General features: G+C 62.3%; 27 protein-coding genes and 2 pseudogenes. 18 read left to right on the top strand and 11 right to left on the bottom strand.

Translation table 11 applies throughout. From position 1 onward, the window contains the following. Nucleotides 1-162: 162 nt before the first annotated feature. From HMPREF3088_RS04260 to HMPREF3088_RS04270, 3 genes are read left to right on the top strand one after another with little or no spacing between them, the layout of a single operon-like run. Nucleotides 163-903 (top strand): hypothetical protein, encoded by a 741-nt coding sequence (locus tag HMPREF3088_RS04260; RefSeq protein WP_070758585.1) that lies wholly within the window; start codon nucleotides 163-165, stop codon nucleotides 901-903. Nucleotides 904-915: 12 nt separating this feature from the next. After that, nucleotides 916-1,536: a hypothetical protein gene (locus HMPREF3088_RS04265; RefSeq protein ID WP_070758586.1), complete on the top strand. Its 621-nt coding sequence runs from the start codon at nucleotides 916-918 to the stop codon at nucleotides 1,534-1,536. Then, on the top strand, nucleotides 1,508-1,804 hold the full coding sequence (locus HMPREF3088_RS04270; protein WP_141759428.1) for a hypothetical protein: 297 nt from the start codon (nucleotides 1,508-1,510) through the stop codon (nucleotides 1,802-1,804). Before HMPREF3088_RS04265 ends, HMPREF3088_RS04270 begins: the two co-directional genes overlap by 29 nt. 247 nt (nucleotides 1,805-2,051) lie before the next feature. On the opposite strand, the gene HMPREF3088_RS10545 is transcribed toward HMPREF3088_RS04270, so the two are convergent. Beyond that, entirely contained in the window at nucleotides 2,052-2,729 is a 678-nt protein-coding gene (locus tag HMPREF3088_RS10545) for a TetR/AcrR family transcriptional regulator (protein WP_070758588.1), read from the bottom strand. Nucleotides 2,730-2,820: 91 nt separating this feature from the next. On the opposite strand from HMPREF3088_RS10545, the gene HMPREF3088_RS04280 reads away from it, so the two are divergent. Continuing rightward, on the top strand, nucleotides 2,821-4,050 hold the full coding sequence (locus tag HMPREF3088_RS04280; protein WP_070758589.1) for an MFS transporter: 1,230 nt from the start codon (nucleotides 2,821-2,823) through the stop codon (nucleotides 4,048-4,050). Here HMPREF3088_RS04280 and HMPREF3088_RS10855 read toward each other — a convergent pair. Together HMPREF3088_RS10855 and HMPREF3088_RS04285 are read right to left on the bottom strand one after the other, a co-directional pair. Beyond that, a pseudogene (locus HMPREF3088_RS10855) lies at nucleotides 4,051-4,215 on the bottom strand (terminase); the annotation flags it as partial. It abuts the gene before it with no gap. Nucleotides 4,216-4,231: 16 nt separating this feature from the next. Beyond that, entirely contained in the window at nucleotides 4,232-5,314 is a 1,083-nt protein-coding gene (locus tag HMPREF3088_RS04285; protein WP_070758590.1) for a cytochrome c biogenesis protein/redoxin, read from the bottom strand. A 158-nt stretch (nucleotides 5,315-5,472) separates the two neighbouring features. On the opposite strand from HMPREF3088_RS04285, the gene HMPREF3088_RS04290 reads away from it, so the two are divergent. The 3 genes from HMPREF3088_RS04290 to HMPREF3088_RS04300 are packed head-to-tail and all read left to right on the top strand — an operon-like array spanning nucleotide 5,473 to nucleotide 6,848. Further along, the gene (locus HMPREF3088_RS04290; protein ID WP_070758591.1) at nucleotides 5,473-5,679 is read left to right on the top strand and encodes a hypothetical protein; all 207 of its coding nucleotides are present in this window, start codon (nucleotides 5,473-5,475) and stop codon (nucleotides 5,677-5,679) included. A 30-nt stretch (nucleotides 5,680-5,709) separates the two neighbouring features. Next, entirely contained in the window at nucleotides 5,710-6,258 is a 549-nt protein-coding gene (locus HMPREF3088_RS04295) for a sigma-70 family RNA polymerase sigma factor (RefSeq protein WP_070758662.1), read from the top strand. Beyond that, nucleotides 6,258-6,848 carry an anti-sigma factor gene (locus tag HMPREF3088_RS04300; protein WP_070758592.1) on the top strand — a complete coding sequence of 197 codons (591 nt, stop codon included), beginning with the start codon at nucleotides 6,258-6,260 and terminating at the stop codon, nucleotides 6,846-6,848. Before HMPREF3088_RS04295 ends, HMPREF3088_RS04300 begins: the two co-directional genes overlap by 1 nt. 55 nt (nucleotides 6,849-6,903) lie before the next feature. On the opposite strand, the gene HMPREF3088_RS10695 is transcribed toward HMPREF3088_RS04300, so the two are convergent. The 4 genes and pseudogenes from HMPREF3088_RS10695 to ychF form a co-directional block, all read right to left on the bottom strand. After that, complete coding sequence (locus tag HMPREF3088_RS10695; protein WP_218079174.1) at nucleotides 6,904-7,074, bottom strand: hypothetical protein; 171 nt, start codon at nucleotides 7,072-7,074, stop codon at nucleotides 6,904-6,906. A gap of 181 nt (nucleotides 7,075-7,255) precedes the next feature. Beyond that, nucleotides 7,256-7,414: pseudogene (locus tag HMPREF3088_RS10860) on the bottom strand (recombinase family protein); the annotation flags it as partial. A gap of 99 nt (nucleotides 7,415-7,513) precedes the next feature. Next, a complete protein-coding gene (locus tag HMPREF3088_RS10865; RefSeq protein WP_257000612.1) occupies nucleotides 7,514-7,654 on the bottom strand; it encodes a recombinase family protein in 141 nt (46 codons plus the stop codon). Nucleotides 7,655-7,674: 20 nt separating this feature from the next. After that, on the bottom strand, nucleotides 7,675-8,763 hold the full coding sequence (gene ychF / locus HMPREF3088_RS04305) for a redox-regulated ATPase YchF (RefSeq protein ID WP_070758593.1): 1,089 nt from the start codon (nucleotides 8,761-8,763) through the stop codon (nucleotides 7,675-7,677). A 226-nt stretch (nucleotides 8,764-8,989) separates the two neighbouring features. Here ychF and HMPREF3088_RS04310 point away from each other — a divergent pair, with 226 nt between their 5' ends. From HMPREF3088_RS04310 to HMPREF3088_RS04325, 4 genes are all read left to right on the top strand, one after another. Beyond that, the gene (locus HMPREF3088_RS04310) at nucleotides 8,990-10,672 is read left to right on the top strand and encodes a sodium-dependent transporter (RefSeq protein WP_070758663.1); all 1,683 of its coding nucleotides are present in this window, start codon (nucleotides 8,990-8,992) and stop codon (nucleotides 10,670-10,672) included. 1 nt (nucleotide 10,673) lies between these two features. Continuing rightward, nucleotides 10,674-10,841 carry a methionine/alanine import NSS transporter subunit MetS gene (metS, locus tag HMPREF3088_RS04315; RefSeq protein WP_070758594.1) on the top strand — a complete coding sequence of 56 codons (168 nt, stop codon included), beginning with the start codon at nucleotides 10,674-10,676 and terminating at the stop codon, nucleotides 10,839-10,841. Nucleotides 10,842-10,937: 96 nt separating this feature from the next. After that, a complete protein-coding gene (locus HMPREF3088_RS04320; protein WP_070758595.1) occupies nucleotides 10,938-12,593 on the top strand; it encodes an AI-2E family transporter in 1,656 nt (551 codons plus the stop codon). A 5-nt stretch (nucleotides 12,594-12,598) separates the two neighbouring features. Beyond that, on the top strand, nucleotides 12,599-13,429 hold the full coding sequence (locus tag HMPREF3088_RS04325) for a DUF6542 domain-containing protein (protein ID WP_070758596.1): 831 nt from the start codon (nucleotides 12,599-12,601) through the stop codon (nucleotides 13,427-13,429). Nucleotides 13,430-13,570: 141 nt separating this feature from the next. On the opposite strand, the gene HMPREF3088_RS04330 is transcribed toward HMPREF3088_RS04325, so the two are convergent. Then, the gene (locus tag HMPREF3088_RS04330; RefSeq protein WP_070758597.1) at nucleotides 13,571-14,599 is read right to left on the bottom strand and encodes a 4-hydroxy-3-methylbut-2-enyl diphosphate reductase; all 1,029 of its coding nucleotides are present in this window, start codon (nucleotides 14,597-14,599) and stop codon (nucleotides 13,571-13,573) included. A gap of 154 nt (nucleotides 14,600-14,753) precedes the next feature. Between HMPREF3088_RS04330 and xseA the strand changes: the two genes are divergently transcribed. Further along, nucleotides 14,754-16,046 carry an exodeoxyribonuclease VII large subunit gene (gene xseA / locus HMPREF3088_RS04335; RefSeq protein ID WP_210401484.1) on the top strand — a complete coding sequence of 431 codons (1,293 nt, stop codon included), beginning with the start codon at nucleotides 14,754-14,756 and terminating at the stop codon, nucleotides 16,044-16,046. Nucleotides 16,047-16,072: 26 nt separating this feature from the next. Beyond that, the gene (locus HMPREF3088_RS04340) at nucleotides 16,073-16,387 is read left to right on the top strand and encodes an exodeoxyribonuclease VII small subunit (RefSeq protein WP_070758599.1); all 315 of its coding nucleotides are present in this window, start codon (nucleotides 16,073-16,075) and stop codon (nucleotides 16,385-16,387) included. A gap of 3 nt (nucleotides 16,388-16,390) precedes the next feature. Here the strand turns inward: HMPREF3088_RS04340 and HMPREF3088_RS04345 are convergent, their stop codons facing one another. Then, nucleotides 16,391-17,050: a DUF4245 domain-containing protein gene (locus tag HMPREF3088_RS04345; RefSeq protein WP_210401485.1), complete on the bottom strand. Its 660-nt coding sequence runs from the start codon at nucleotides 17,048-17,050 to the stop codon at nucleotides 16,391-16,393. A 224-nt stretch (nucleotides 17,051-17,274) separates the two neighbouring features. On the opposite strand from HMPREF3088_RS04345, the gene glpX reads away from it, so the two are divergent. The 4 genes from glpX (at nucleotide 17,275) to HMPREF3088_RS04365 (ending at nucleotide 22,414) form a co-directional block, all read left to right on the top strand. Further along, nucleotides 17,275-18,303 carry a class II fructose-bisphosphatase gene (gene glpX / locus HMPREF3088_RS04350; RefSeq protein ID WP_070758600.1) on the top strand — a complete coding sequence of 343 codons (1,029 nt, stop codon included), beginning with the start codon at nucleotides 17,275-17,277 and terminating at the stop codon, nucleotides 18,301-18,303. A 166-nt stretch (nucleotides 18,304-18,469) separates the two neighbouring features. After that, a complete protein-coding gene (locus HMPREF3088_RS04355) occupies nucleotides 18,470-19,873 on the top strand; it encodes a class II fumarate hydratase (protein WP_070758601.1) in 1,404 nt (467 codons plus the stop codon). A 177-nt stretch (nucleotides 19,874-20,050) separates the two neighbouring features. Continuing rightward, nucleotides 20,051-20,773 (top strand): TetR/AcrR family transcriptional regulator, encoded by a 723-nt coding sequence (locus HMPREF3088_RS04360; protein ID WP_070758602.1) that lies wholly within the window; start codon nucleotides 20,051-20,053, stop codon nucleotides 20,771-20,773. Nucleotides 20,774-20,854: 81 nt separating this feature from the next. Next, entirely contained in the window at nucleotides 20,855-22,414 is a 1,560-nt protein-coding gene (locus HMPREF3088_RS04365; RefSeq protein ID WP_070758603.1) for an MDR family MFS transporter, read from the top strand. Nucleotides 22,415-22,441: 27 nt separating this feature from the next. On the opposite strand, the gene HMPREF3088_RS04370 is transcribed toward HMPREF3088_RS04365, so the two are convergent. Beyond that, nucleotides 22,442-23,056, bottom strand: coding sequence for a GNAT family N-acetyltransferase (locus HMPREF3088_RS04370; protein ID WP_070758604.1), 615 nt, complete (start codon nucleotides 23,054-23,056; stop codon nucleotides 22,442-22,444). Between the two features lie 15 nt (nucleotides 23,057-23,071). Next, nucleotides 23,072-23,884 (bottom strand): LysR family transcriptional regulator substrate-binding protein, encoded by an 813-nt coding sequence (locus tag HMPREF3088_RS04375; protein WP_070758605.1) that lies wholly within the window; start codon nucleotides 23,882-23,884, stop codon nucleotides 23,072-23,074. Between the two features lie 193 nt (nucleotides 23,885-24,077). Between HMPREF3088_RS04375 and HMPREF3088_RS04380 the strand changes: the two genes are divergently transcribed. Beyond that, on the top strand, nucleotides 24,078-24,437 hold the full coding sequence (locus tag HMPREF3088_RS04380) for a DUF5997 family protein (RefSeq protein WP_070758606.1): 360 nt from the start codon (nucleotides 24,078-24,080) through the stop codon (nucleotides 24,435-24,437). Nucleotides 24,438-24,515: the final 78 nt, after the last annotated feature.

A 24,515-nucleotide genomic window follows, 5' to 3' on the forward strand; every position in this document is an offset into this window, starting at 1 on the left:
CCAAAACCCCGCACACAAACAATCGGACACTCTCCTTTTGTTGAAGCTGGGGACTGGGTAACCACTCAATAAAACTGACCGCCAACCAATATGTCTCATACTCACCTCCGTTACCACCAAGGCGTGGAACACACCCAACACCCCACGGAGGAGACAAACCACATGTCGGATGAAAACACCACCCCCGCAGACCTCGCACAGCAGGCCGCTGACAAGGCGCAGCAAGCCCAGCACGACACCGAGCAGGGCAACTACACCCAAGCCGGTGAACACCTAGGCGAGGCGCAGGCCAACGAGGCGGACGAAGCCGTAGACCTTGACGCGCTACGTAAGCAGCTCGCCCGATACGAAGCGGAAAACCGCAAGTTGAAGAACGAGAACGGCGACCGCCGAGTGAAGGCGAAGCAGGCGGAAGAACAGGCAGCGACGTTGAAGAAACTCGCGCAGGTACTCGGTTTTGAACCGTCCGACGAAGACCCGGAGGAACAAATCAAGCAGGCCAGGCAGGCAGCGCAGGCACGAGAAGCCGAGCGTGACAAGCTCCAGGCCGAACTCGACCGAATGCGCGAGGACAACACCCTACGCAAGCTGGCGAAGGAAAACGGGGCAGACCCCGACATGCTTGTGCCGTATCTCCGTGGTGTAGGTGATCTCCCGAAGTGGGGCAGCGACGAGTGGGACAGTAAGGCTGGCGAACTCGTCACCAACACGCTCAACTCATTCCCACAGTTCAAGGCGGGTGGGGTAGCACCCCGCACCAGCGGAACCCCAGCCCCACGAACAACAACGATGGCCGAATCCTCACCGCCGATGACCTCAACCGCCTGTACGCACAGGGCAAGTTTGAGGAAATCAACAAGGCAGTGGAGGAAGGCCGTATCAGCCGCTAACAGTTTCCACTAGGAGGAACACACTATGGCAACTCCACAGTCCCACAAGAACTGGGATCCGGTAATTGGCCCCGTTGTCGCGTCCGCGCTCATGCAGCCGCTCAAGGAGACCTGGGCATTCGCGCAGGAAGGCGTGACGAACCGCGACTTCGAAGGTGAAATCAAGGGCAAGGGTGACGAGGTTGTTGTCTCCAACCTTGGCCGTCCCACCATCCGTAAGCACGACGAGTCCGAAGACATGATTGTTGAAGATGTCGAGTTCGGAGAGCGTAAGTTCAAGACCGACCAGGGCGACTACTTCAACTTCAAGATTCCGCTGGTATCTTCCGTCCAGTCCGGCCTGGATGTGAAGCCGGAGGCCGTGCAAGAGGCTGCGGAGGGCATGGCCGAGCAGGTAGATACCTACATCGGCAAACTCATGAAGGACGGCGTTCGTAAGCAGAACCAGGTGGGCAAGCTTCCGTTGGATATTGATTCCAAGGATTCTTTCTCCGTGCTAGTGAAGTTGCGTAAGAAGTTGAACGCTACCCACGTTCCGAAGACTGACCGTTTCGTGATGGTTGGCCCCGAGATGGATGGAAGCGGCGCTGCTGCACGACGAGCGCCTGGACAAGGCAGTGAACAACAGCAATCTCTTGAACGGTGAGATTGGTCGCCTGCTCGGGTTCCGCATCATTTCCGCGCCGACGGTGCCGACGGTGGCGGGCCGTGAGGTGGTCATTGCGGGCCACCCGATGGCTACCCCGTTCGGCTACCAGATCACGGAGGTGGAGGAATCGTCCATGCTGCCGTTCCGTTTCACCCGTGCGATTACGGGCCTCCAGATGTACGGCGGTTCCGTGATCCGCCCGGAGGCGCTGGCGACGGCTGAACATGATGTGGTGGAGCCGACCACGGCGGGTGCTACCGAGTAGACGCTAGCCCGTAGCAGACAGCGAAGGGGGTCAGGGTGTGTGCCTTGGCCCCCTTTACCCATACCTGGATGAAGGGCACACCATGAATAATCCGTATCAGGAAGAACTATTTAACCGTCTCTGTGACCATGAGAACGCGGGTGTGAACGTGAACTGACCCGGCTTATCAACTGGGCTACATCCGCTGTGTTGAAGTACACAGCTGTGCGGGCGTTCACTAAGACGATGATTGAGAAGTGGGTCAGAGTTAAGGCAGCAGGGTGTGTTCGATGCCGTCTAGGATCACATCGATGACGAGGTCGTAGTATTCCTCGGACATCGCTTCTTCTTCATCAGGGTGTGAGAGAGGCTCCAGGTAAGAGTTGACAATACTGGTCAGTCCAACAGATTGAGCCATCATAGGCTCAAGCCTGACAAGCATTTCGTGCAGGTTGTGGCGAGGCTGGATTTGATTGGATGCGCGCAGGTTTCTCGCTCCGATCGTGTGGATGATCGAGTTCGCGATAATTGTGTAGGCCACAGGCGAATTGTCACCAAACCCAGCTTCTTGTAGTTTGGCCCAGGCTCCATCGATCATCGGCAAAAACTGTTCGGTGAACTTGCCCCGCGCGAACCTGTCGGTAATCCCCGGATATGCTAACAATGCGGGGCGTAGATTGTGAGCCATAGCTCGAAACCAGGCTTTCCATTCAAGGTCCGGGGCGGGAACTTCAATCCCGACACATACCCGGTCTACAACAGCATCACAAATGGCTTCCTTGTTTGGAAAATAATGATAAATCACTGAGGGAACCACGCCCAGTTCACGGGCAATGTCCCGTACTGACCATCCCTCAACGCCACTGATCGCGCTTAACTGTACAGCTTGTTTGACAATCAGCTCGCGTGATAGCCCAGCCCTTCGCCCCGTTAGCACAGTGTTCATAAGGTGACCCTAACTTATTCCTTGACCCTTACTAGAACACCATTCTACAATATCCCTAAGTGAAACAGTGTTCTAGTAATGGAGTGTAGTGATGCCCGACCCTCGTAGTAATAAGCCGACACAGAGCTCTATTGATCCAGCAGCGCAAGCGAACCTGGTAGTGGGAATCGTTTTTCTCGCCTTTATGGGGCAAATGATTCTCAATCCGATCATCGCGCCACTGTCACGACAGATGGGATTGCGGGAATGGCATATTGGCGCCACTATCTCTTTGGCAGCGATTGTACTAGCGAGCTTGAGTGCTTATTGGGGGCGAGCTTCCCAACGTGTCGGCGCTAAACGTGTACTCGCTGCTGGGCTTGTGATCGCGATCATCGCTTTGAGCGCCTTCGGTATTGTCTCCTACCTGGGGATGAACCAGGTAGTTGGCGGTGTCGGACTAGTTTTTGGTGTTGTGATCACTCGTGGTTTGCTCTATGGTGGAGGGATTTCAGCGATCGCCCCGACCGCGCAAGCCCACCTGGTCACGCATGCTGCCAGCGAGAACGGGCGGGTAAAAGCACTGGGCATGATTGGAGCGGCTCAAGGGATGGCCTCCATTGTTGGAGGTGTTACTGGAGGTGTGTTAGCCGCTGCTGGTGGCCTGCTCTTGCCCTTGGTGGTCATGCCCGTTGTGATGGTGATTGGTCTGGTTGTTCTCTTGGTGAGTTTCGCACCTCAAAGCCGAGGGCAACTTTTTGCAAAGCCTCAACGGATTCGCTTCACTGATCCGCGTGTAGCTCCCTGGCTAGCAACTGGTCTGGTGATGTTTCTTGTGTTTTCTTCTGTTGCTACGATTTTTGGATTCACTGTCCAAGACCGCTTCGCCCTGTCGGCAACTGCGACCGCAGGTATTTCCGCGATTTACCTGACCATCATGGGCGTGACCATGATCATTGCCCAAGCGGTGATTGCTCCAAAGACAGGGTGGGGAGCAGCGAAGCTTTTACGTACTGGTCTGGCCATTACACTAGTTGCAACTGTGCTCATTTGGCCTACCTCCTCGCACGCTTTACTGGTTGTCGGGTGTATCGTGCTGGGGGTAGGTATGGGACTGGCGATGCCCGGGTACAACACTGGCCCAACCTTGAAGATGAGTGCAGATGAGCAAGGCGCAGTGGCTGGCATCATCAACGCTAATAATGGGTTGGCGTACGCGATTGCCCCGCTGGCTTCGACCGCCCTTTACGGGTGGAACCCGCTGGCACCCTTCGCCGTCTGTATCGCCTTGATTGCAGTGGTCGTCATCTACGCCCACACCGTACCCGCACTACGCCAATAACTATGAGCGTGCCTGAAGTAGCCGTTCCATCACGTTATCCGCAGGAGTCGGCCCCGAGTAGTCCACCAGCGAGTTGTCTTTGACGACATCGAAAATCTCGTACCAGAGCGTATTCGCCTGCTTGCTAAACGACTGAGACATGGCCACGAATGGGGACGCGATAGCTGTTAGGACCACGGATTTAGTAACGCTGTGGTGAGTATCCAGTAATGTCCTGCGCCACCGGGTAGTGGATACCTTCCTTTTCTACGGCGTTGCGGACATTGCCCAGGTCGTGCTCGAAAGCGTACTCAGGGGAATGGACGCCGACGACGGTGAGGCCGGAATCTCGATAAGTGTCGTAAAGCTTCGTGATGTGCTCCCCCGCACGCTGACAGTTGATGCAGGCGTACGCCCAGAAATCAACGAGCATGACACCACCGTCCTGCGGGCTCGGCGGCTGGTCGGCGTTGATCCAGTTCGTCAGCCCCGCGAATTCCGGTGCCGGGCCACAATCCTGCAGCTGCGCGGGGTCGGCGCGGCGGCACGACTGCAGTGAACCGCTCCCAGTTGGTCCGACCTTGTTGAGAGCGTCATTGGCCAAGTCCGAATTCTCAAAACGGTTCGACAGCGACGACGTCCAATTCGGCAGCGCACGCTGGATCGCCGCCGGCGCGTCGAGAGCAAACGCCGCAGTGAAGACCAGGATGAGCACGCCGATGGCCTTACGGTGGCGCCGCACCGCGTCTACCTTGTCACCGATCTTGTTGCTCGCCAGGGCGAACACTAACAGCGGCAGCGCGGGCCCAATCGCGAACGCAACAGTGAGCACCACCGTGTTCCAGCCGATATGCCCAGTCGGGCCCGCCACCGTCACCGCTGCAAGCACCGGGCCCGCGCACGGAACGTACACCGCGCCAAGGGCCAGACCGATGAGAAAACCTCCCTTGCCGCGCGTTTTCTCCTGCAATGCCGTGGGGCGCGGAAGCGCGTCAAAGGGCTTCTGCAACACCTCCCCCACCGGCGGGAAAATCATTCCCAGCCCCACCCATGCCAGCAACACCACTCCCGCCCAGCGCAATACTGACTGTGGCAAATGCAGCGCACTAAGCAGAATCGTACCCAGCAGCGCGATCGCGGCGAAGCTCACGACCAAACCTGTCACCACGTGCGACGGTTTACGCCCGACGCTGACACCCAGCACCACCAGCAACACCGGCAAAATGCACGGCGACAATGCCGTGATCAGACCTCCGATGAATCCGACAAGAATCACGCTGATCATGAGTTTCCTCTACTTTCCGGTTGCCTTTCCTACACCCAGCACTACGGAGTGAGCACCCGCACCGGATTGGTCCAATCCGCATCAGCCCCCGGCTCCGTAGTACTCAGTGACGGGCCAGAAATACTGCGCCTGCGAACCGACAAAGTGAAGGAGACAAAATGTCTATCAACCGCGCAATCGCCGGCGTCAGCGCCATCGTCATCGCCGCCGTCGGCCTCGTTGCATGCAACGACTCCGGGGAGAAGATGGAGGACAAGATGGACGGCTCCATGGCCCCGTCTTCCGAGGCGATGATGAGCGACTCCATGGCACCGTCCTCCGATGCCATGATGAGCGAAGACAAAATGATGGAAGAATCCAAGTAACACATCACCCAGGTGTTAGATTTAGAATCCGTGGATCCGGACCGTCTCTTAGAAAGCGTGCGCGCGGGCGATAAAGTCGCCTTCGCCGAGCTTTACGACGTTCCGGCCCCACAGGTTCTAGGTCTGACCACCCACATCTTGCGTGACCGGGCCCAAGCAGAAGAGGTCACCCAAGAAGTCTTCGTGGAGGTATGGCAGAGCGCCCACACCTTCGACCCACACCGCGGCAGCGCCAAGTCATGGGTACTGCGGCTCGCCAAATCGCGCGCCATCGATCGGCTGCGGAGCTGGCGCAGCTCCCAAGCCCGCGACACCGACGATTTCAACAGTCAACTGACCACGTGGGTCGCTGCCGCTGAGGACGAAGCTCAACAGCAACTAGAGTCTGAGGAGCTACAAGAACTCATTGATTCAATCGGAGAGCCCCATCGAAGTGCGCTCATGCTCGCGTATTTTGGGGAACTCACCCACCAAGAAATCGCCGATGCCACTGGCGTCGCTCTCGGAACAGCCAACACCCGGGTACGCGACGGGTTGCAAAAGCTTCGCAAGGCCGTGTCGTTGAAAGGAGGCCTGTGATGGATAAAGATATCGAGGACCTCTTCAATTCCGCGGCCACGCCGGTCACCCCGCCACCGGAGCTCAAACGCTCAATCATGGAGCGTATCGACGCCACCGACCAGGTCGCTGACTTCGACACCGCGCGGAAGAACCGCTCCGGGCGACGTCTCGCAACCGCCGCAGCAGCCGCCGTTGTGCTCATCGCCGGTGGCGGGTTCGCGGTCACCCAATTCACTGTCGACGAGTCACGCGAATCCGTGACAGCCCAGGGCGTCGACGAAATGCACGCAGTCATGGAGGCCGACGACGCCCGTCAAGGTCAGGCCGACGCGATGGGCGCGAGCCTCGACATCGTGATCAGCTCTGACATGGGCAAGGGCGGCGCCATGGTCAACGGCCAGCCAGCTCTCGACGACGGCATGGGGGCACAAGTGTGGGCAGTCATGGATGACGGCGCCATGGAATCGGCTGGAGTCATCGGCCAAGAACCCCACGACGACGTGTGGATGCCGCTGCCCGGTGGAACTGCTTCAGCCCTCGTCACCGAGGAAGTCGCCGCCGGCGCGGCGCAACCCACCGGTGCGGTGCTGGCCAACGTGACGCTCTAGTCCCGGTTCCCTCCCTTGGCGCGCTTCAGCGCCGAGCACCGGACGAGAGCGAAGTTCACAGCACAATCCAGCCGACCAGGGCCGCGCCGATGACGACCGCCCAGGGCGGGACCTTCCACGAGGTGGGCGCGGCGTAGCAGACCACGGTGATGGACAGAGTGATCACGCCGGAAACCCCGGCGGTGAACACCGGGGTGTACAGCGCTGCACCGAGAATGCCGACCACCGCGGCATTCGCTCCAGCCAGGGCCGCACCTGCGCGTGGTGTCTGGCACCGAGGAAGGACGCGAACGTGAACAGCGGGCCTGGCATCGCCTGCGTTGCGCCGTAGCCGGCGAGGACGGTGTCTGCCCTCGCTCTCCACGCTGCTGTTGGGCGCGTGACTGCCTAGCCCCTTTACGCTCGACTTCACCGCGTGCTACGGCCGCCTTGATGCGCGCGAACATCCGGCCTCCGTCAGTACTGAGGTCCGCATCACCATTCGCGGTAAAAAGCTTCAACCCGTGCTGTTCCGCTCTGTCGATCCACCCTTCGAGCTGCGCGGGCTGCCGCGTTAGACGATCCAAGTCCCAGCAGATAATCGCGTCTAGCTCGCCTCACTGAAGACTAGCCACCATCGCGTCGTAATCGGGACGTTCCACGTCTTTCTTAGAGGCCGAGATCGACTAATCCACATAGGTGTACACGACCATCCAGCCACGCTGCTTTGCAATGGCTTCACAGTCTTCGCGCTGACGCTCGATGGCAAGACCGTCCATTGCAGCATCGAGCGAGATGCGAAGGTAAATGGCAGCACGTGTTGTCATACGACTAACACTGGCGCGCCTTAAGTTACATTGAACTTGAACTCGACGACGTCGCCGTCGACCATGACGTACTCCTTACCCTCCTGACGGACCTTGCCTGCCGCGCGGGCCTCAGCCATGGAGCCCAGCGCGTCGAGATCCTCGAAGCTGACGATCTCAGCCTTAATGAAACCGCGCTCGAAATCGGAGTGGATCACGCCAGCGGCCTTCGGTGCGGTATCGCCCTGGTGGATCGTCCACGCGCGGGCCTCCTTCGGGCCGGCGGTCAGGTAGGTCTGCAGGCCGAGGGTCTCAAAGCCAGCCTTGGCCAGGGTCTGCAGGCCCGGCTCGTTCTGGCCGACAGCGGCGAGCAGCTCCGCGGCGTCCTCCTCGTCCAGCTCCAGCAGGTCGGTCTCACTCTGGGCGTCCAGGAAGACGGCCTCGGCCGGGGCGACCAGCTTGCGCAGCTCGTCCTTCTTCGCGTCATCCGTGAGGACATCCTCGTCGGAGTTGAACACGTAGAGGAAAGGCTTGGCGGTCATCAGGTGCAGCTCGCGGAGCAGATCCAGGTCAACCTCGCCGGTCTTCGATGCGGCGAAGAGCGTGCGGTCGTCCTCCAAGACAGCCTGGGCCTTCTTGACCTCCTCGACGGTGTCGGCGACGTCCTTGTCCTTGCGCGCTTCCTTCTCCAGGCGCGGCAGGGCCTTCTCCAGGGTCTGCAGGTCGGCGAGGATCAGCTCGGTGTTGATGACCGAGATGTCGCTGGCAGGGTCGACGCGACCGTCAACGTGGATGACGTTGTCGTCGGTAAAGGCGCGCACCACCTGGCAGATCGCGTCGGCCTCGCGGATGTTGGCCAGGAAGGCGTTACCCATGCCCTCGCCCTCGGATGCGCCCTTCACGATGCCGGCGATGTCTACGAAGGTGACGGTGGCCGGGAGGATGCGCTCAGAGCCGTAGATCTCCGCCAGGCGATCCAGACGCGAGTCCGGCAGCTCCACCAGCCCCTCGTTCGGCTCGATCGTGGCGAAGGGGTAGTTCGCCGCCAGTACGTCATTGCGGGTCAGCGCGTTAAAAAGGGTGGACTTGCCGACGTTCGGCAGGCCAACAATTCCAAGGGTGAGAGACACTCAACAAGTCCTTACAGATGCGATCGAATAGTGTCTTCTAGCTTGCCTGAAGTACTCCCCTTGGTTCAAACGCGCCACCCTACCCAATGTTGATCGAGAAAGTACGTCAAAAATCACTTGGAATTCGCTGTGTGTTGCTAATATTCCCTTTTCAAGAGCGTGAGGTAGATCACCGGACCCGCCGGTGGCCTCCCGCTACTATCTTTTCGATAGGACGCACCACATCATGAGCTCCACAACGCCCGGTGGCTCCACAACCTCACCCGGAGCATTCACCGACGACTCGCGCCCTCAGACCCGCGAGACCTTCAACACCCGCCTGGTATTCCTCATGGCGGCGATTGGCTCGGCCGTGGGCCTGGGCAATATTTGGCGTTTCCCCTACGTCGCCTACGATTCCGGCGGCGGCGCCTTCCTCATCCCCTACCTGATCGCCCTGCTGACGGCGGGTGTCCCGCTGCTGTGGTTCTTCTTCAGCATCGGCCACCGTTTCCGCGCCTCGGCACCGCTGGCTTACCGGCGCATGGACCGCCGCGCGGAGCCGATCGGCTGGCTGCAGGTGGGCGTGGCTTTCTTCATCACCATCTACTACGCCGCCATCATCGGCTGGTCAGGCCTCTACGCATGGAAGTCGCTCTCGCTGAGCTGGGGCACGGACACCGAGTCCTACTTCTTCAACGACTTCCTGCACCTGGACGCCGAGTCCACCCACTCGGGTAAGTTCGTTATCCCCATTCTGCTGATTATGGTCGCAGTGTGGGTGATCACCACCATCGTGCTGGCGGCAGATGTCAACAAGGGTATCGGTAAGCTCACCACCATCTTCGTGCCCCTGCTGATCGTCCTGTTCCTTCTCATGGTCGTTCGCGCACTGTTCCTCGACGGCGCACTCGATGGCCTGAATGCCTTCTTCACCCCGGACTGGGGCGCACTGACGGACTCGGGCGTGTGGATCGCGGCCTATGGTCAGATCTTCTTCTCCCTGTCCATCGGCTTCGGAATCATGACGACCTACGCGTCTTACCTGAAGCCACGCACCAACCTGACGAACACCGGTATGGTGACTGCCTTCGCAAACTCCTCCTTCGAGCTGCTGGCCGGTATCGGCGTCTTCGCGGCCCTGGGCTTCATGGCTCACCAGACGCAGACCAACGTCTCTGAGGTTGTCAGCGGCGGAATCGGCCTGGCCTTTGTTGCCTTCCCGACGATCATCAATGAAATGCCTTTCGGTGAGGCCTTCGGCATCCTGTTCTTCGTCTCGCTGTTCATCGCCGGCCTGACCTCTCTGATTTCCCTGATGGAGGTCGTGGTCTCCGCTGTGAAGGACAAATTCAACCTGGAGCGCAAGACCGCCGCGATCATCATCGGCGCGATCATGGGAACCATTTCCACTCTGCTGTTCTCCGCGACCACCGGCCTGGTCGCCCTGGACATCATGGATAAGTGGACGAACAACATCGGCATCATCTTCTGCGCCTCGCTGGCCCTGATCCTCACCGCCTGGGTGTTCAAGCGCCGTGTGGAGATGACTCAGCATCTCAACGCCGTGTCCTCCGTGAAGGTTGGTCCGGTCTGGCAGTTCTTCGCTTTCGTCCTGACCCCAATCGTGCTGCTGTACACGATGGTTTCGGAGATCATCGGGCTGATCAAGGAGCCTTACGAGGGCTACGCCACCGGCCAGATCACCACCTACGGCTGGCTGGTGCTAGCCATCATCGCGATCGCTGCGATCGTGATGACGATCGTCCCCTTCCGCCAGGGCATCCACCTCGATGGAGTCCCGGGCTCGGACTACGGAGTGCCAAGCTTCGGCCGTAAGAACAACGAGCCAAATACCCTGGCCGCCGCGGCACAGAGTCCAGCTGCGGCCGCTGCTGAGTCCAACCCCACCAAGAAGGGAGACAACTAACATGACCGCAATCGCGCTGATCATGATGGTGCTTTTCATCCTCGTTATCTGGGGTGGCCTCGTCGCATCTGTCAGCATGCTGACCAACAGCAGCGATGAGGAGTCCGGCGAGTTGGGGACCGCTCCAGGCACCCACGACGAGGCGCTTGCCGCCGTTCGGGTCTCCTAGCACCGCTCCCACGTTAAAGCTAACCCCACCGACAAATCAGTGATTTGCGGTGGGGTTAAACATTGTTTTGATGCGCTTTTCAGGCATGATGGACACATGAATTCATCCAAAGACCCGCGCAATAGTGGCCGTGGCGAGGGCAAGCACACCCCCGACCACGACAGCGAGCGCGACTTCGCCGACTTCCTCGCCGGATCCCGGCGCGCTGATCACGAATCCACACTGCCCCTGCCCGAAGAGCAGGGTCGCAGCCGTCGCAGCTCGGACACCACGTCCACACAGAACGAGGACAGCGACGCTCAGGGCGTCAATGTCGACGGAGCTGCCCCCGCTATCCCGGAGGGCATGTCGGATAACGAGAGCGATGACAAGGAGCACTCCGGCGGCAAGAATAAGCTCGCCGAGAAGCTGAGCGAAAAGTCTCGCGAATTTCATAAGAAGCACCCCCACCTCCACGACGGCTCGTTGGATAAGTACACCAGCCTCGACGAGGCCGAGGACCTCAACCCCGAAGTGCGGGATCGTGCCGAGGTGCTGGGCACCTCCGTGCGCTGGTTCGCGGGCTGGTGCCTGCGCCTGCTGATCATCGCACTGGCCGCCTACGTGGCCTCCAAGGCCTTCGGCAAACTGTGGGTGGGCATCCTGCCGGTTCTGCTGGCGCTGATCGTCTGTACCGTGCTGTGGCCGGTCGTCCGCGTGCTGCGTGAGAAGCTACGCTTCCCGAACGCGCTCGCGGTGGCCACGACGATCATCGGCTTCTTCGTGGTGATCGCCGGCCTGTTCGCGCTGATCATCCCACCTGCCGTGGATCAGTCCCGAGAACTCGCCACCCAGGCCAATGCCGGTATCCGCACGATTCAGCGCTGGCTGCAGGGCCCGCCGGTCAATCTCCAGGAGAGCCAGTTCAACGATGCCTTGAATCAGGCGACGAACTGGCTGCAGAACCAGTCTGGACGCATCGCCTCTGAGGTCGCCGCGGGCGCGTCCGCCACCCTGTCTGCCCTGATGACGCTGTTCATCATGCTGGTGCTGACCTTCTTCTTCCTCAAGGACGGCGAGAAATTCTTGCCGATGATCCGCCGCATCACGGGTCGCCGCGTCGGTTGGCACCTCACCGAGGCGCTGACTCGTTGCTGGCAGACTCTCGGCGGGTTCATCCGCACCCAGGCACTGGTCTCCTTGATCGACGCCGTGTTCATCGGCGGTGGCCTCTTCCTGATGGGCGTTCCGCTGGCGGGTCCGCTGGCGGTGCTGACCTTCTTCGCGGGCTTCATTCCGATCGTCGGTGCCACCGTCGCCGGTGTCCTCTCGGTCCTGATCGCCCTGGTGGGTGTTGGCTTCAAGACTGCGATCTTCACCCTGATCCTGGTGCTGGCTGTCCAGCAGCTGGAGGGCAACGTGCTCTCGCCGTGGCTGCAGGCCAAGGCGATGAACCTCCACCCGGTGATCGTGCTGCTGGCAGTGACGCTGGGTGGCACGCTCTTCGGCATCATCGGCGCGTTCCTGGCGGTTCCGGCAGCTGCGATGATCGCCGTCGTCCTGCGCTACATGGGCGACCTGACGGATCTCGCGACGGGCGAGAAATCCATGGAGGATATCGAGTTCGCCACCACCGCGGGATCTCTGTCCGGTGCGCAGTCCCAGCGCAAGGCGGAGCAGTGGCTGGCGGGCCAGCGGGGCGCGATGAAGGTCACCAAGGAAAAGCTGACCTTCAGCAACCTGCTCAACCCGCTGCGCAAGGGCGATAAGTAACATCAATGGCCGTGTCTGATACCTCCCCGCATAACGCAAGTTCCCGCTTCCCCGTCTGGTCGCCCCTGCTGGTGATGACCGCGGTGTTGCTGACTGGGCTTGTCATCGGCTGGGGCAGCACCACGCTGCCGACGGGGTATTTTGTGCTCTTCGCTGCCGCCATGGTGGTCTGCACCCTGTTCGTGGAGCCGCGTGGCCTGTTCTTGACGGTGGCCTCGTTCCCCCTCTGGTTTGTCGTGGGGACGTTCATCGTGGCCCGTATCGCAGCCCCCTCCGGTGGTTCGGCCAAGGCGAAGTTGGCGACGTCGGCCTACCCGATCGTCCAGCATTACCTGTGGCTCGCTGTCACGATGCTGATCTGCGTGCTGCTCGCTGCGGTGCGGTGGTGGCTGTACCGGGAGAGCGTCGACCGTGCGCGGGCCAGGGCCACGCAGCGCCGTCGCCGTCAGTCCGACGCCAACCGTTCCAACGAGGAGCTTTCCCAGCGCGCTCGTTCTCGTGCCGCGCACCGGCGTTCGGCTACCAGCGGGAAGAACGTCCCCTTCGACCCGGCGCGATTCCAGCAGCGCCGTACGGAGGGAGCTCGCAGTTATAGTCGTGAGGATCTGCGGGCCTCCTCGGAGCGCCGCCGCGGTGTCCCGGGCCGGGCTGATGAACGCTCGGCGCAGCGCTACCCCTCTTCCGAGTCCTCATCCCGGTACTCGACTGGCTACTCCTCCCCCACCGAGGGCGTATCGCGCTCTGGGCGGTCGGAGTACGGCAGCCGCCGCAGCCCCCTGCCACGAAGCCGACACACCGGCGCCGGGCGGGAGTCCACTGAGGACCGCGAGTACTAGCTCCGCGCAGGGCAAGCCAGCTGATCTAGCTTTCGGCTTGCGCCTCTCAAAAAGCACAACCCGCCACGACCATGGTCGTGGCGGGTTTTCACATCACGCCGGGGTGGGATCTCTCCCCTCCCCAGCCTCAACGTTCGGTGACTAAGCCTTCCGGCCGGCGGTGCGGGACGGGCGCAGCTCGCGCGGCAGGGAGAAGATCAGGTCCTCCGTGGCGGTGGTGACCTCCTCAACCTCGGCATAGCCACGCTCGGCGAGCAGCTCGAGAACACCGCGGACGAGGATCTCCGGCACGGAGGCGCCCGAGGTCACGCCGACGTTCTCAACGCCCTCGAACCACTCCGGCTTGACCTGGTTGGCGTAGTCGACGAGGTGGGCGTCCTTCGCCCCGTTCTGCAGCGCGACCTCGACGAGGCGCACCGAGTTGGAGGAGTTCTGGGAGCCAACCACGATCATCAGGTCGACCTTCGGCGCGATGGCCTTCACAGCGACCTGGCGGTTCTGCGTGGCGTAGCAGATGTCATCGGACGGCGGATCCTGGATGTGCGGGAACTTTTCCCGCAGCATCTTCACAGTGCGCATCGTCTCGTCGACGGAGAGGGTGGTCTGGGAGAGCCAGACGAGCTTCTCGTCATCCGCGAACTCGAGCTTGTCGACGTCCTCCTGGTCCTCGACGAGGTGGACGACGTCCGGCGCCTCGCCCGCGGTGCCTTCGACCTCCTCGTGGCCGTGGTGGCCGATGAGGATGATCTGGTAGCCCTGCTTCGCGAAGCGGGTGACCTCGTGGTGCACCTTGGTGACCAGCGGGCAGGTCGCGTCGAAGGTTTTCAGCTCCAGCTGGCGGGCCTGGTCGCGGACGGCTGGGGACACACCGTGGGCGGAGAAGACGACGTTGGAGCCGCGGGGCACCTCGTCGGCTTCATCGACGAAGATCACGCCGCGTTCCTCGAAGGTCTTGACGACGTGCTTGTTGTGCACGATCTCCTTGCGGACGTAGAGCGGCTCGCCATGCTTTTCGAGCGCCTTTTCTACGGTCTCAACGGCACGATCCACGCCGGCGCAGTAGCCGCGCGGTGCAGCGAGGTAAACCTTCTTCTTCCCCGCGGTGCCCGATGGGGTGGCCGCGGTGGTGTCGTCGTTTTGTCGGGTGTCAGTGGTACCAGGCAAAGTCATGCCCCCACCTTAGCCCAGCTGCCAAATCATGGGCTTTTCTGCGGTTCCGCCGCGGCCGTTGGGGCGAACCTGACACCTTGTTCGGGGCCGAGTAGGTGTGCGTTGTCTGCGAGGCTTCCCGGGCTTGTCTGCAGCGATCTCTACAATGACTCGCATGAACGCGAACTCACCGGAGCAGCCGTGGCCCGTGTCCATGGTCAACCAGAAGATCAAGGGGTGGATCGAGCGCCTCGGCTTCTTGTGGGTGGAGGGCCAGATCACGCAGGTCAACATGAAGCCGACGTGGAAGCTGTCCTACATCACCCTGCGTGATGTGGAAAAGGACCTCTCCATTCCGCTGACCATGAACACCCGCACCCTGCAGAACCTGCCGACCCCGTTGCATGATGGCGACCGGGTGGTGGTCTACGGCAAGCCTGCCTTCTACGCGGGCCGGGGTTCCTTCTCGCTGTGGGTGACCCAGGTGCGTCAGGTTGGCGTGGGCGAGCTACTGGCTCGTATCGAGCAGTTAAAGCGGGCACTGAGCGCCGAGGGGCTCTTCGATCCCCGGCTGAAGACCGCTCCCCCGTTCCTGCCGAAGAAGATCGGCCTGATCACCGGGCGGGGTTCTGCCGCGGAGCGGGACGTGCTGAGTGTCGCCCAGCAGCGGTGGCCGGCCGTGCGCTTCGAGGTGTTCAACACCGCGGTACAGGGGCCGAATACGGTGCCCGAGGTGGTCGCTGCTTTGGAGCGACTCGAGGCCGACGAGGACGTGGACGTCATCATCGTCGCCCGTGGCGGTGGCTCGGTGGAGGACCTGCTGCCATTTTCCGAGGAGGCGCTGGTTCGCGCGGTGGCAAGAATGCGCACCCCGGTGGTCTCGGCGATCGGGCACGAGCCGGATAATCCCGTGCTCGATCTGGTCGCCGATGTGCGGGCCGCAACCCCCACCGACGCAGCGAAAAAGGTGGTGCCAGATGTGCTCGGCGAGCAGCAGGCGATCGCGGAACTGCGCCAACGGGCCGTGGGTGCCCTGCGCAGTTGGGTGCGTTCGGAGCGCCGACAGCTTGAGGGGGTCCGCTCCCGGCCAGTGCTGGCTGACCCGCTGATCCCCCTGCGCAGGCAACGGGAGATCATCGAGGAGGCAGTGGGCCGAAAGGACCGCGCGCTCGGACTGCTCGTTCGCGACATGCGTTCCCGCATCACCTCGCTGCGCGCCCAGGTCAACGCGTTGGGGCCATCCCAGACTCTGGCCCGCGGCTACTCCATCATGCAGGTCATCCCCCGGGATGGGTCGGGCCCTGCCGTGGTCACCACGGTGGCGGATGTCGCCCCCGGCTCACAGTTGCGCATCCGAGTGGCGGATGGTTCCGTGACCGCCGCAGCGATGGCGGTGGAGCGAGCCCCCGGCTCAGAAGCTTCAGATACGACGCGAGCTAACACACCGACAAACACCGAAGAAGAATAGTTTTAAGGATCAGTGAAGGAGCAGCCATGAGTGAACAGCAGAAGTTTCGCCCAATCGAGGAACTAAATTATGAGCAGGCCCGCGACGAGCTGGTAGAGGTCGTTCGCATCCTCGAGCTCGGCCAGATGAGCCTCGACGAGTCGCTGAATTACTGGGAGCGAGGCGAGGAGCTAGCAGCGTACTGCGAGAAGTACCTGGATGGGGCAAGCACACGCATCGAAAAAGCCCTGGCCGCGCGGGAAAACGCAGGCCAGGGCGGCTCGCCTCAGGGGAATGCAGGCCAGGGCTCTTCGGGGCAGGACGACGCCGGTCAACAGACCGGCGCGCCGAGCAGCTCTTAATACCTACCGGGCGTCACCGGCTGCACCACCAGCAACTCCGGAGTCTGCCGCACCGCTGCTTGCGGGTGCTCCCCCGGTGGACTGGGATTCAGCCGAGACCTCCAGCGGCTCGGTCTTCGCCGTGATCTCCGCGGCGGTTGCCATGTCCTCGTGGCTGGCCATCCCCTCCAAAATCAAGCGCGTCTCACCCGCGTCGGCGACCCAGATAGGGCGGGCGTCCTCCCCCTTGTAGACGTGCCAGGTCAGTCCGCCAGCTTCCTCGGTCCCCGCCGCCTCGCGGAAGTGCTGATCCGGCTGGGTTGCGGTCTTAAAGTCCGCAGACGTCTGGCGCAGCGAGATGTACCGCTCCCCGTCGATGACCCAGCCCACCAGCGGCGCAGGCTCTGCCCCGACCTGGGACCGGCGGGCGGAGTTCGGCACCCAGCCCTCTGGCATCTTGGGCTCCCGCAGCGGGAAGTTCATGCCCCGTGCCTCCAGGGTGAGGAAGGAGTGGGCATCCACCTCACGGACCGGGCCGGACTTGTCCGGCCCACCCGGGTTGAAGGAACACAGGCCGGTAAAGCCCACCGTGAAGAACGTCACGAGGAGGAGGACACCGAGGGTCAGCAGGATGTCCTTCGTGGACTGAAACAGACGGGGCTTTTCGATACGCACGCCGGTCATTATCCCAAAAGCAGGCGGAATTGGTAATTCCCACCCGCACTCGCAATCACGGGCGCTGCCCGAGTTAGGGCAGTCCCCACGTCGCTGCCGACCTCTGTGCGCGGAGAGATATAAAATGAGGGCCGTACAGGGCTGCACTCTGCCGGAACTACAAAAACGTGGCGGAGTCGAACAGCACGCTCAGCCCGCACGACCCAATCGAGTGAAAGAGTTGGTTTAACACCATGTCCGCCGATAATTCCAGCGCCACCCCGCAGTCGACCAAGCAGGCCCCCGATCGCAACCTCGCCATGGAGCTCGTGCGCGTGACTGAGGCTGCCGCGCTCGCGTCCGGAAAGTGGGTCGGTCGCGGCCAGAAGGAGTCCGGCGACGGCGCCGCTGTGGACGCGATGCGCATGATGATCAACTCCGTCGCAATGGACGGCGTCGTCGTCATCGGTGAGGGTGAGAAGGACGAAGCACCGATGCTGTTCAACGGCGAGTCCGTCGGCACGGGCAAGGGCCCGGCGGTGGACATCGCCGTCGACCCGGTGGACGGCACCACCCTGATGGCAGAGGGTCGCCCGAACGCGATCTCCGTTATCGCGGCGGCGGAGCGCGGCAGCATGTACGACCCATCCGCGGTGTTCTACATGAAGAAGATCGCCGTCGGCCCGGAGGCTAAGGGTCTGATCGAGCTGGACGCGCCGGCTTCCCACAACATCCAGGTCGTCGCGAAGGCCAAGGGCATCGCCCCTGAGGAGGTCACCGTCGTGGTTCTGGACCGCCCGCGCCACCACGACCTGATCCGTGAGATCCGCGAAGCCGGCGCGAAGGTGCGCCTGATCGGTGACGGCGACGTCGCCGGCGCGGTCGCTGCCGCCCAGGACTCCTCCACCAACTCGGTGGACATCATGATGGGTATCGGTGGCACCCCGGAGGGTGTCATCACCGCCGCCGCCATGAAGTGCATGGGTGGTGAGATCCTGGGGCAGCTGTGGCCCAAGGACGACGCTGAGCGTGAGAAGGCTATCGATGCCGGCCACGACCTGTCCAAGATCCTCACCACCGACGACCTGGTGAACTCCGAGCACTGCTACTTCGTCGCCACCGGCGTGACCGACGGCGACATGCTGCGCGGCGTGTCTTACCGCAACCGCTCCGCGGTGACCCGTTCCCTGGTCATGCGCTCGAAGTCCGGCACGATCCGCTTCCTGGAGTCCCAGCACCAGCTGGGCAAGCTGCAGGAGTACTCGGTGCTCGACTACATCTAAAGCGAACATCACGCGCTCCTCACGCGCATGGAGACTGCCCCGCGACCCGCGTGTCGCAAAGCTCGGTAGAATGTTGTGTGGCATGGGGAGCGCCCGAAGCTCCCCGCCCCAGCTGGGGCGCGCGATAATCCGAACTATTAATTCTTCAGAACAGAAGGAAGCGATTATGACCGATCAAGAGTTCCGCATCGAACACGACACGATGGGCGAGGTTAAGGTCCCGGCGAAGGCCCTGTGGCGCGCCCAGACCCAGCGCGCAGTGGAAAACTTCCCAATCTCCGGCCGCCCGCTGGAGAGCGCACAGATCCGCGCGATGGGCCTGCTGAAGGCTGCTTGCGCCAAGGTCAACATCGAGCGCGGCCTGCTCCCGGAGGAGAAGGGCCAGGCCATCGTCGACGCTGCCCTGCGCATCGCCGATAACGAGTTCGACGCCGAGTTCCCGATCGACGTCTTCCAGACCGGCTCCGGCACCTCCTCGAACATGAACACCAACGAGGTCATCGCATCCCTGGCTAAGCAGGCGGGCGTCGAGGTCCACCCGAACGACGACGTCAACATGGGCCAGTCCTCCAACGACACCTTCCCGACCGCGACCCACGTGGCTACCACCGAGGCCGCCGTCAAGGACCTCATCCCGGCCCTGGAGAAGCTTGAGGCTTCCCTGCTGAACAAGGCCAAGGAGTACAAGAACGTCGTGAAGTCCGGCCGCACCCACCTGATGGACGCGGTTCCGGTCACCCTGGGCCAGGAGTTCGGTGGCTACGCCCGCCAGATCGAGCTCGGCATCGAGCGCGTGAAGGCTACCCTGCCGCGCGTCGGCGAGCTGCCGATCGGCGGCACCGCAACCGGCACCGGCCTGAACACCCCGGCTGACTTCGGCGCGAAGGTCACCGAGGAGCTCAAGAACCTCACCGGCCTGGACGTCCTGAAGGAGGCCGAGGACCACTTCGAGGCTCAGGCTAACCGCGACGGTCTGGTCGAGATGTCCGGCGCGCTGCGCAGCGTCGCCGTCTCCTTCTACAAGATGGCCAACGACATCCGCCTGATGGGCTCCGGCCCGCTGACCGGCCTGGGCGAGCTGCACCTGCCGGACCTGCAGCCGGGCTCCTCCATCATGCCGGGCAAGGTCAACCCTGTTCTGTGTGAGACCGCAACCCAGGTCTCCGCGCAGGTCATCGGCAACGACGCCGCGATCGCTTTCGGTGGCACCCAGGGCCAGTTTGAGCTGAACGTCTTCATCCCGATGATGGCTCGCAACGTGCTCGAGTCCATCAAGCTGCTGGCGAACGCCGCCACCGTCTTCGCCGAGCGTCTCGTCGACGGCCTGGAGGCCAACGAGGAGCACATGAAGCTGGAGGCCGAGAAGTCCCCGTCCATCGTGACCCCGCTGAACTCCGCGATCGGTTACGAGAACGCAGCTAAGGTCGCAAAGACCGCACTGGCTGAGGGCAAGACCATCCGCCAGACCGTCATCGACCTGGGCTTCGTCCCGGAGAAGCTCTCCGAAGAGGAGCTGGACAAGCGCCTCGACGTGCTGGCGATGGCCAACACCGACCGCGACCGCTTCTAAGAAGCACCCGCCGCGCTGAACTGGCATTAGGCCAGCTCACGCGCCGCGTCCGCCGGCCGAGCCACGGATCCCCGTGGCCCGGCCGGTTTTTTGTACCCGCCCTACGGCCCGAAGTATCGGCCATCTCACATATTTTTGCATTGCGTGCAATAGTGCACTGAGCGTAATCTTTTTTGGGTGACACAGCACCCAGCTCCCGAACCTAGGCCCGAGCACAGCGGCCCGCCGACCGGAAGGCGTGAACGAAACCGGCTCCACACCACGCTCACCATCGAGGACGTGGCCACCCGCCTCTTCCTCGAGCACGGCGTGGATCAAGTGACCGTGGAGCAGATTTGCGAAGGCGCGGACATTAGCCGCCGCAGCTTCTTCAACTACTTCGAATCCAAGGCCCAGCTGCTGAGCGGCCCGTCAGCCAGCGTCGTCACCCCGGCCCTACTCGCGGAGATCACTGAATTGTCCGCCGAGAAGGACCTCCCCTTCCCGGCGCAGGTGGTGGAGCTCGTCGGCAGGGCGCATATTGAGGTCCAGAAGCGGCGGCATGCCAGTTCGATCGACCCAGCGCTCTCCCGAGAGATCGCCCGGCGCCGTGCCGTGCTTCTTCGCACATCCCCCGAGCTGCTCTACGACCGCCATCGTTCGCTCCATGAGGCTAAGGAGCGCCTCAAGAAGGCCATTATCGCCAACCTGACCGAGCACCCCGCCAATCGAAGCTTGCGGGATCTACCGCTCGAACAAGAAGCGCATCTGCTGGTCAACATGGTGACCTCCACGGTGTGGTCCGCGTTCACCCTGGCGCACAGTTCCGATAGCGGCATCGCCGACGCCGAGGCCTTCACCGCCGCTACCCGCGCCCTCGGCACGCTCCATGCTGGTTTCGACCGGCTGAGCTTTGAGTGACCGAGCTTGCAGGCGGGGACGTCGTCCCCTCCCCAACCGACTTAAACATCACAACAACGAACCCAACAGCAGGAAGAAAAGATGACAGATACCGCGTCCACCGCCCCCGGAAAGGACTACCGCAAACAAAATAACGTCCCGCTGGTTTTCGCCTCGCTGATGATCGGCATGCTCATGTCCTCGCTGGGGCAGATGATCTTCGCCACGGCACTGCCGACGCTGGTTGGCGAGCTGGGCGGGGCGGACAAGATGAGCTGGGTCATCACCGCATTCTTGGTGACGATGACCATTGGCATGCCGATCTACGGCAAGCTCGGCGATCAGCTGGGACGTAAGCCGCTGTATCTGTTCGCGATTGCGGTCTTCCTGCTCGGCTCGGTGATCGGCGCGAATGCGCAGTCCATGGGGATGATGATCCTCGCCCGCGCGGTGCAAGGCGTGGGTGGTGGTGGCCTGATGGTGCTCTCGCAGGCGATCATCGCCGACGTTGTCCCGGCCCGCGAGCGCGGCAAGTACATGGGGTTGATGGGCGCGGTCTTTGGCCTATCGAGTGTGCTCGGTCCTCTGCTGGGTGGATTCTTTACCGACGGCCCAGGCTGGCGGTGGGCGCTGTGGTTCAACGTGCCGCTGGCGATCATCGCGTTCACGCTCTCGGCGTTCGCGCTGAAGTTGCCGCGGCGCGGGCAGCGCGCACCTTTCGACTGGTTCGGCTCGGTGTTGTTGGCTGCCGCAACGAGCACGCTGATCCTGGCGCTGACGTGGGGTGGCCGCGATTACGGCTGGACCGATCCGGTCATCCTGGGGCTGCTGGGCAGCACCATCGTGGCCACCGCATTGTTCCTGGTGGTTGAGCCGCGGGTGGCGAACCCGGTGCTGCCGACGAAGCTCTTTGGGGTGCGCAACTTCGCGCTGACCACGATCTCCAGCATCATCGTTGGCGTGGCGATGTTCGGTGCGATGGCTTATCTGCCGACGTATATCCAGATGATTCACGGCCTGTCCCCCACGGCTGCGGGGCTCATGATGATCCCGATGATGGCAGGGATGCTGATCTCCTCGACGGCGTCGGGGCGTTATATCTCGAGCACAGGCAAGTACAAGTACTTTCCCGTTGTGGGCCTGGGGATCGCGACGGTCGCGTTGGTGATGGTGGGGCGGCTGACCCCGGATTCCTCGATGAAGTATCTCGGGCTGTGCCTCGCGGTGTTTGGCGTGGGGCTGGGTCTGACGGTGCCGATCCTGACGCTGGTGGTGCAGAACACCTTCCCCATCAAGATTGTGGGTACCGCGACGGCGGCGAATAATTTCTTCCGCCAGATCGGCGGTTCGGTGGGTGCCGCGGTGGTGGGCAGCTTGTTCAGCCACCGTGCCGGCGAGTTTATGTCGCAGCGGTTGCCGGAGGCGCTGGCTACGATGGGGCCTGCGGCGGCGCCGTATGCGGAGAAGTTCGCCCATGGCGGTCAGCACAGTTTGACGCCGCATGCGGTGCACGAGCTGCCGGATCCGGTGCGGGATGCTGTGGTGGGCGCGTATAACGATGCGCTGGTGCCGGTGTTGGGGTGGTTGGCGCCGGCGATGCTGGTGGCGGGGTTGGTGCTGGTCTTCATTCGGCCCCAGCGGCTCAGCGAGACGCTATCCTAGCGAGGCGTCTCAGCTGGGCGCGGGGGATTATTCGCCGTTGCGGGCGGGGCCTTCTTCGAGGACAAGCTCGTAGACCTGGTTATCGCGCCAGGCGTCCTTCTTGGGCCCGTAGCTCATCTTCGCCATGGAGTGGAACGTCCCGACGAGTTCGAAGCCGCGGGAGACGTGCAGGCGCACGGAGCCTTCATTCTCCGGGAAGATGTGGGAGTGGATGGACCAGCGGCCGGCCTTGGTGGCCTCGGCGATGAGGGTGTCGAGCAGCTTGCCGCCTACGCCGCGCCCCTTGGCGTCGCTGGACATGTAGATCGAGTCTTCGATCACGCCGTGGAAGACTTCGCGCTGGCTGGCTGGGGAGGCCGCGATCCAGCCGAGGATCTTGCCGGTGGCTTCGTCTTCAGCAACGAAGGTCAGTTCCAGCAGGCGCGCTGCCCGGAAGTCCTCCCATTCGGGGGCTTCGGCCTCGAAGGTAGCTTCGCCGGTGTTCATGCCTTCTTGCAGGATGGCGCGAACTTCCGGGTAATCCTCTTCGCGGAGGTTGCGGATGATGATGCTGTCTTCTGCGCGCTTCGGGCTTTCGACGTCCTGGATCTTCGGCTCGGATCCGCCCGTCGTCTCTGGAGTGTTCTTATCCACGGTCGTCATGGCACAGATTCTGCCTTAGTGCCGGCGGCCTTTCCAATTTTTCTTGCCGCTTTTCTTGCGCGCCCCTGCGCGCCCGCGGGCTCGGCGTGGGGTCGTTGTCGACGACGTCGCGTTTTTTGGTGTGCGAGCGGCTCGTTTCTGTTCCGCGCCGCTGAGTTCCCCGCGGCTGCTTCCGGCCTTTCGGCCGCGGCAGATGCCGACGAATTCCTGTATTTCCTCGGCATCCCGCTCTTTCAGCCAAACGACGGCGACGACGGTCGTGCCGGGCAGCTCTGGACCGGGCGCGGTGCCCTTCTCCTCACCGCTTACCGCCGCGCTATCGACTGCGCCTGCGTCCGGATCTTCGTCTCGCGGTGCGGGGAGCAGGAGCTCGCGGTTGACCACTCCCCTGGTTCTTAGGGCCCGCAGGAGGGGGCGGGGTGCGACGGCGATTCCGACGTTGGCTGCGACAACGCCCAGCATTTCGCGGAGTTTGAGCAGGTCGTCGATGCCGTCGGCGGGTGTGGTGTACATGAACATCTCGTCGGAGAGTTCGGCCCACTTGACCCGGTCCATCACCTCGATCGGGTGCTCTTTGGGGGCGGCCACACCCATTTGTTCCTCATAGAGGGTCACAGTGTGGAATTTTTCCTTCTGTACGCCACCTTGACCGAGACGGACGATCGCAACGTCCGCTTCTCCGTTGTTGATGTATGTCAGCGGGTCGTCCGCGGCAGCGCCAGCGCTTCGCCATCCGGGGACGCGGTCGTCGAAGCGAGCGAACCACTTGTCCGGGTTGATGCCGGGGCTGAAGACGACGCGGAGGTAGCGCGGGGCGAGCTGAGCCATGGGGCCATCCTATCGCGAGGTCCCTGGGGTACTTAAGGAATGTCAGGCCAGGTTGCCGGGAGGCGGGGTTAACGGGCACTTGGCTCTAGAATGGGTGACGGAAAAGTTGAGTATGCGCAGCGCCGCTACTGGCGGCGCGCGGACGAGAGAATTATCAGCTCGGCACACAATGGCTGAGCCTTCAGGAGTGGCAATGACAGATAAGAAGGTCTCCAAGGGGCCAAAGATGAAGCCAATGACGGCGGCGAAGAAGTTGGGAATCTACCTCCCGGCCGCCCCGGAGGATTTCCAGAACACCCCGCTGGCCCACGAGGAATTCGTGGAGCTGCAGCAGAACCCACCAGAGTGGCTGCAGCAGCTACGCCTCGAGGGTCCCCACCCACGCCCGGAGGTGGCGCGGAAGCTGGGCATTACGATCACTGCGCTGCGCAAGAATGATCTGGATAAGCCGCTGACCACCGCTGAGATCAAGGAGCTGCTGGAGAACCAGCCGGAGTGGCTGCGCGAGGCTCGGAAGTCGCTGGCGGAAAATCGCCCAGGCGGCAAGAACTAGGTCATCCGCGCTGGGGGGTTGACGATTTCACGGAAAGCTCAGGCGGGGCTTTAAGCACTGTGATGCTTAAAGCCCCGC

The organism is Corynebacterium sp. HMSC22B11, from assembly GCF_001815965.1.
In the GTDB taxonomy this organism is placed as follows: Bacteria; Actinomycetota; Actinomycetes; order Mycobacteriales; family Mycobacteriaceae; genus Corynebacterium.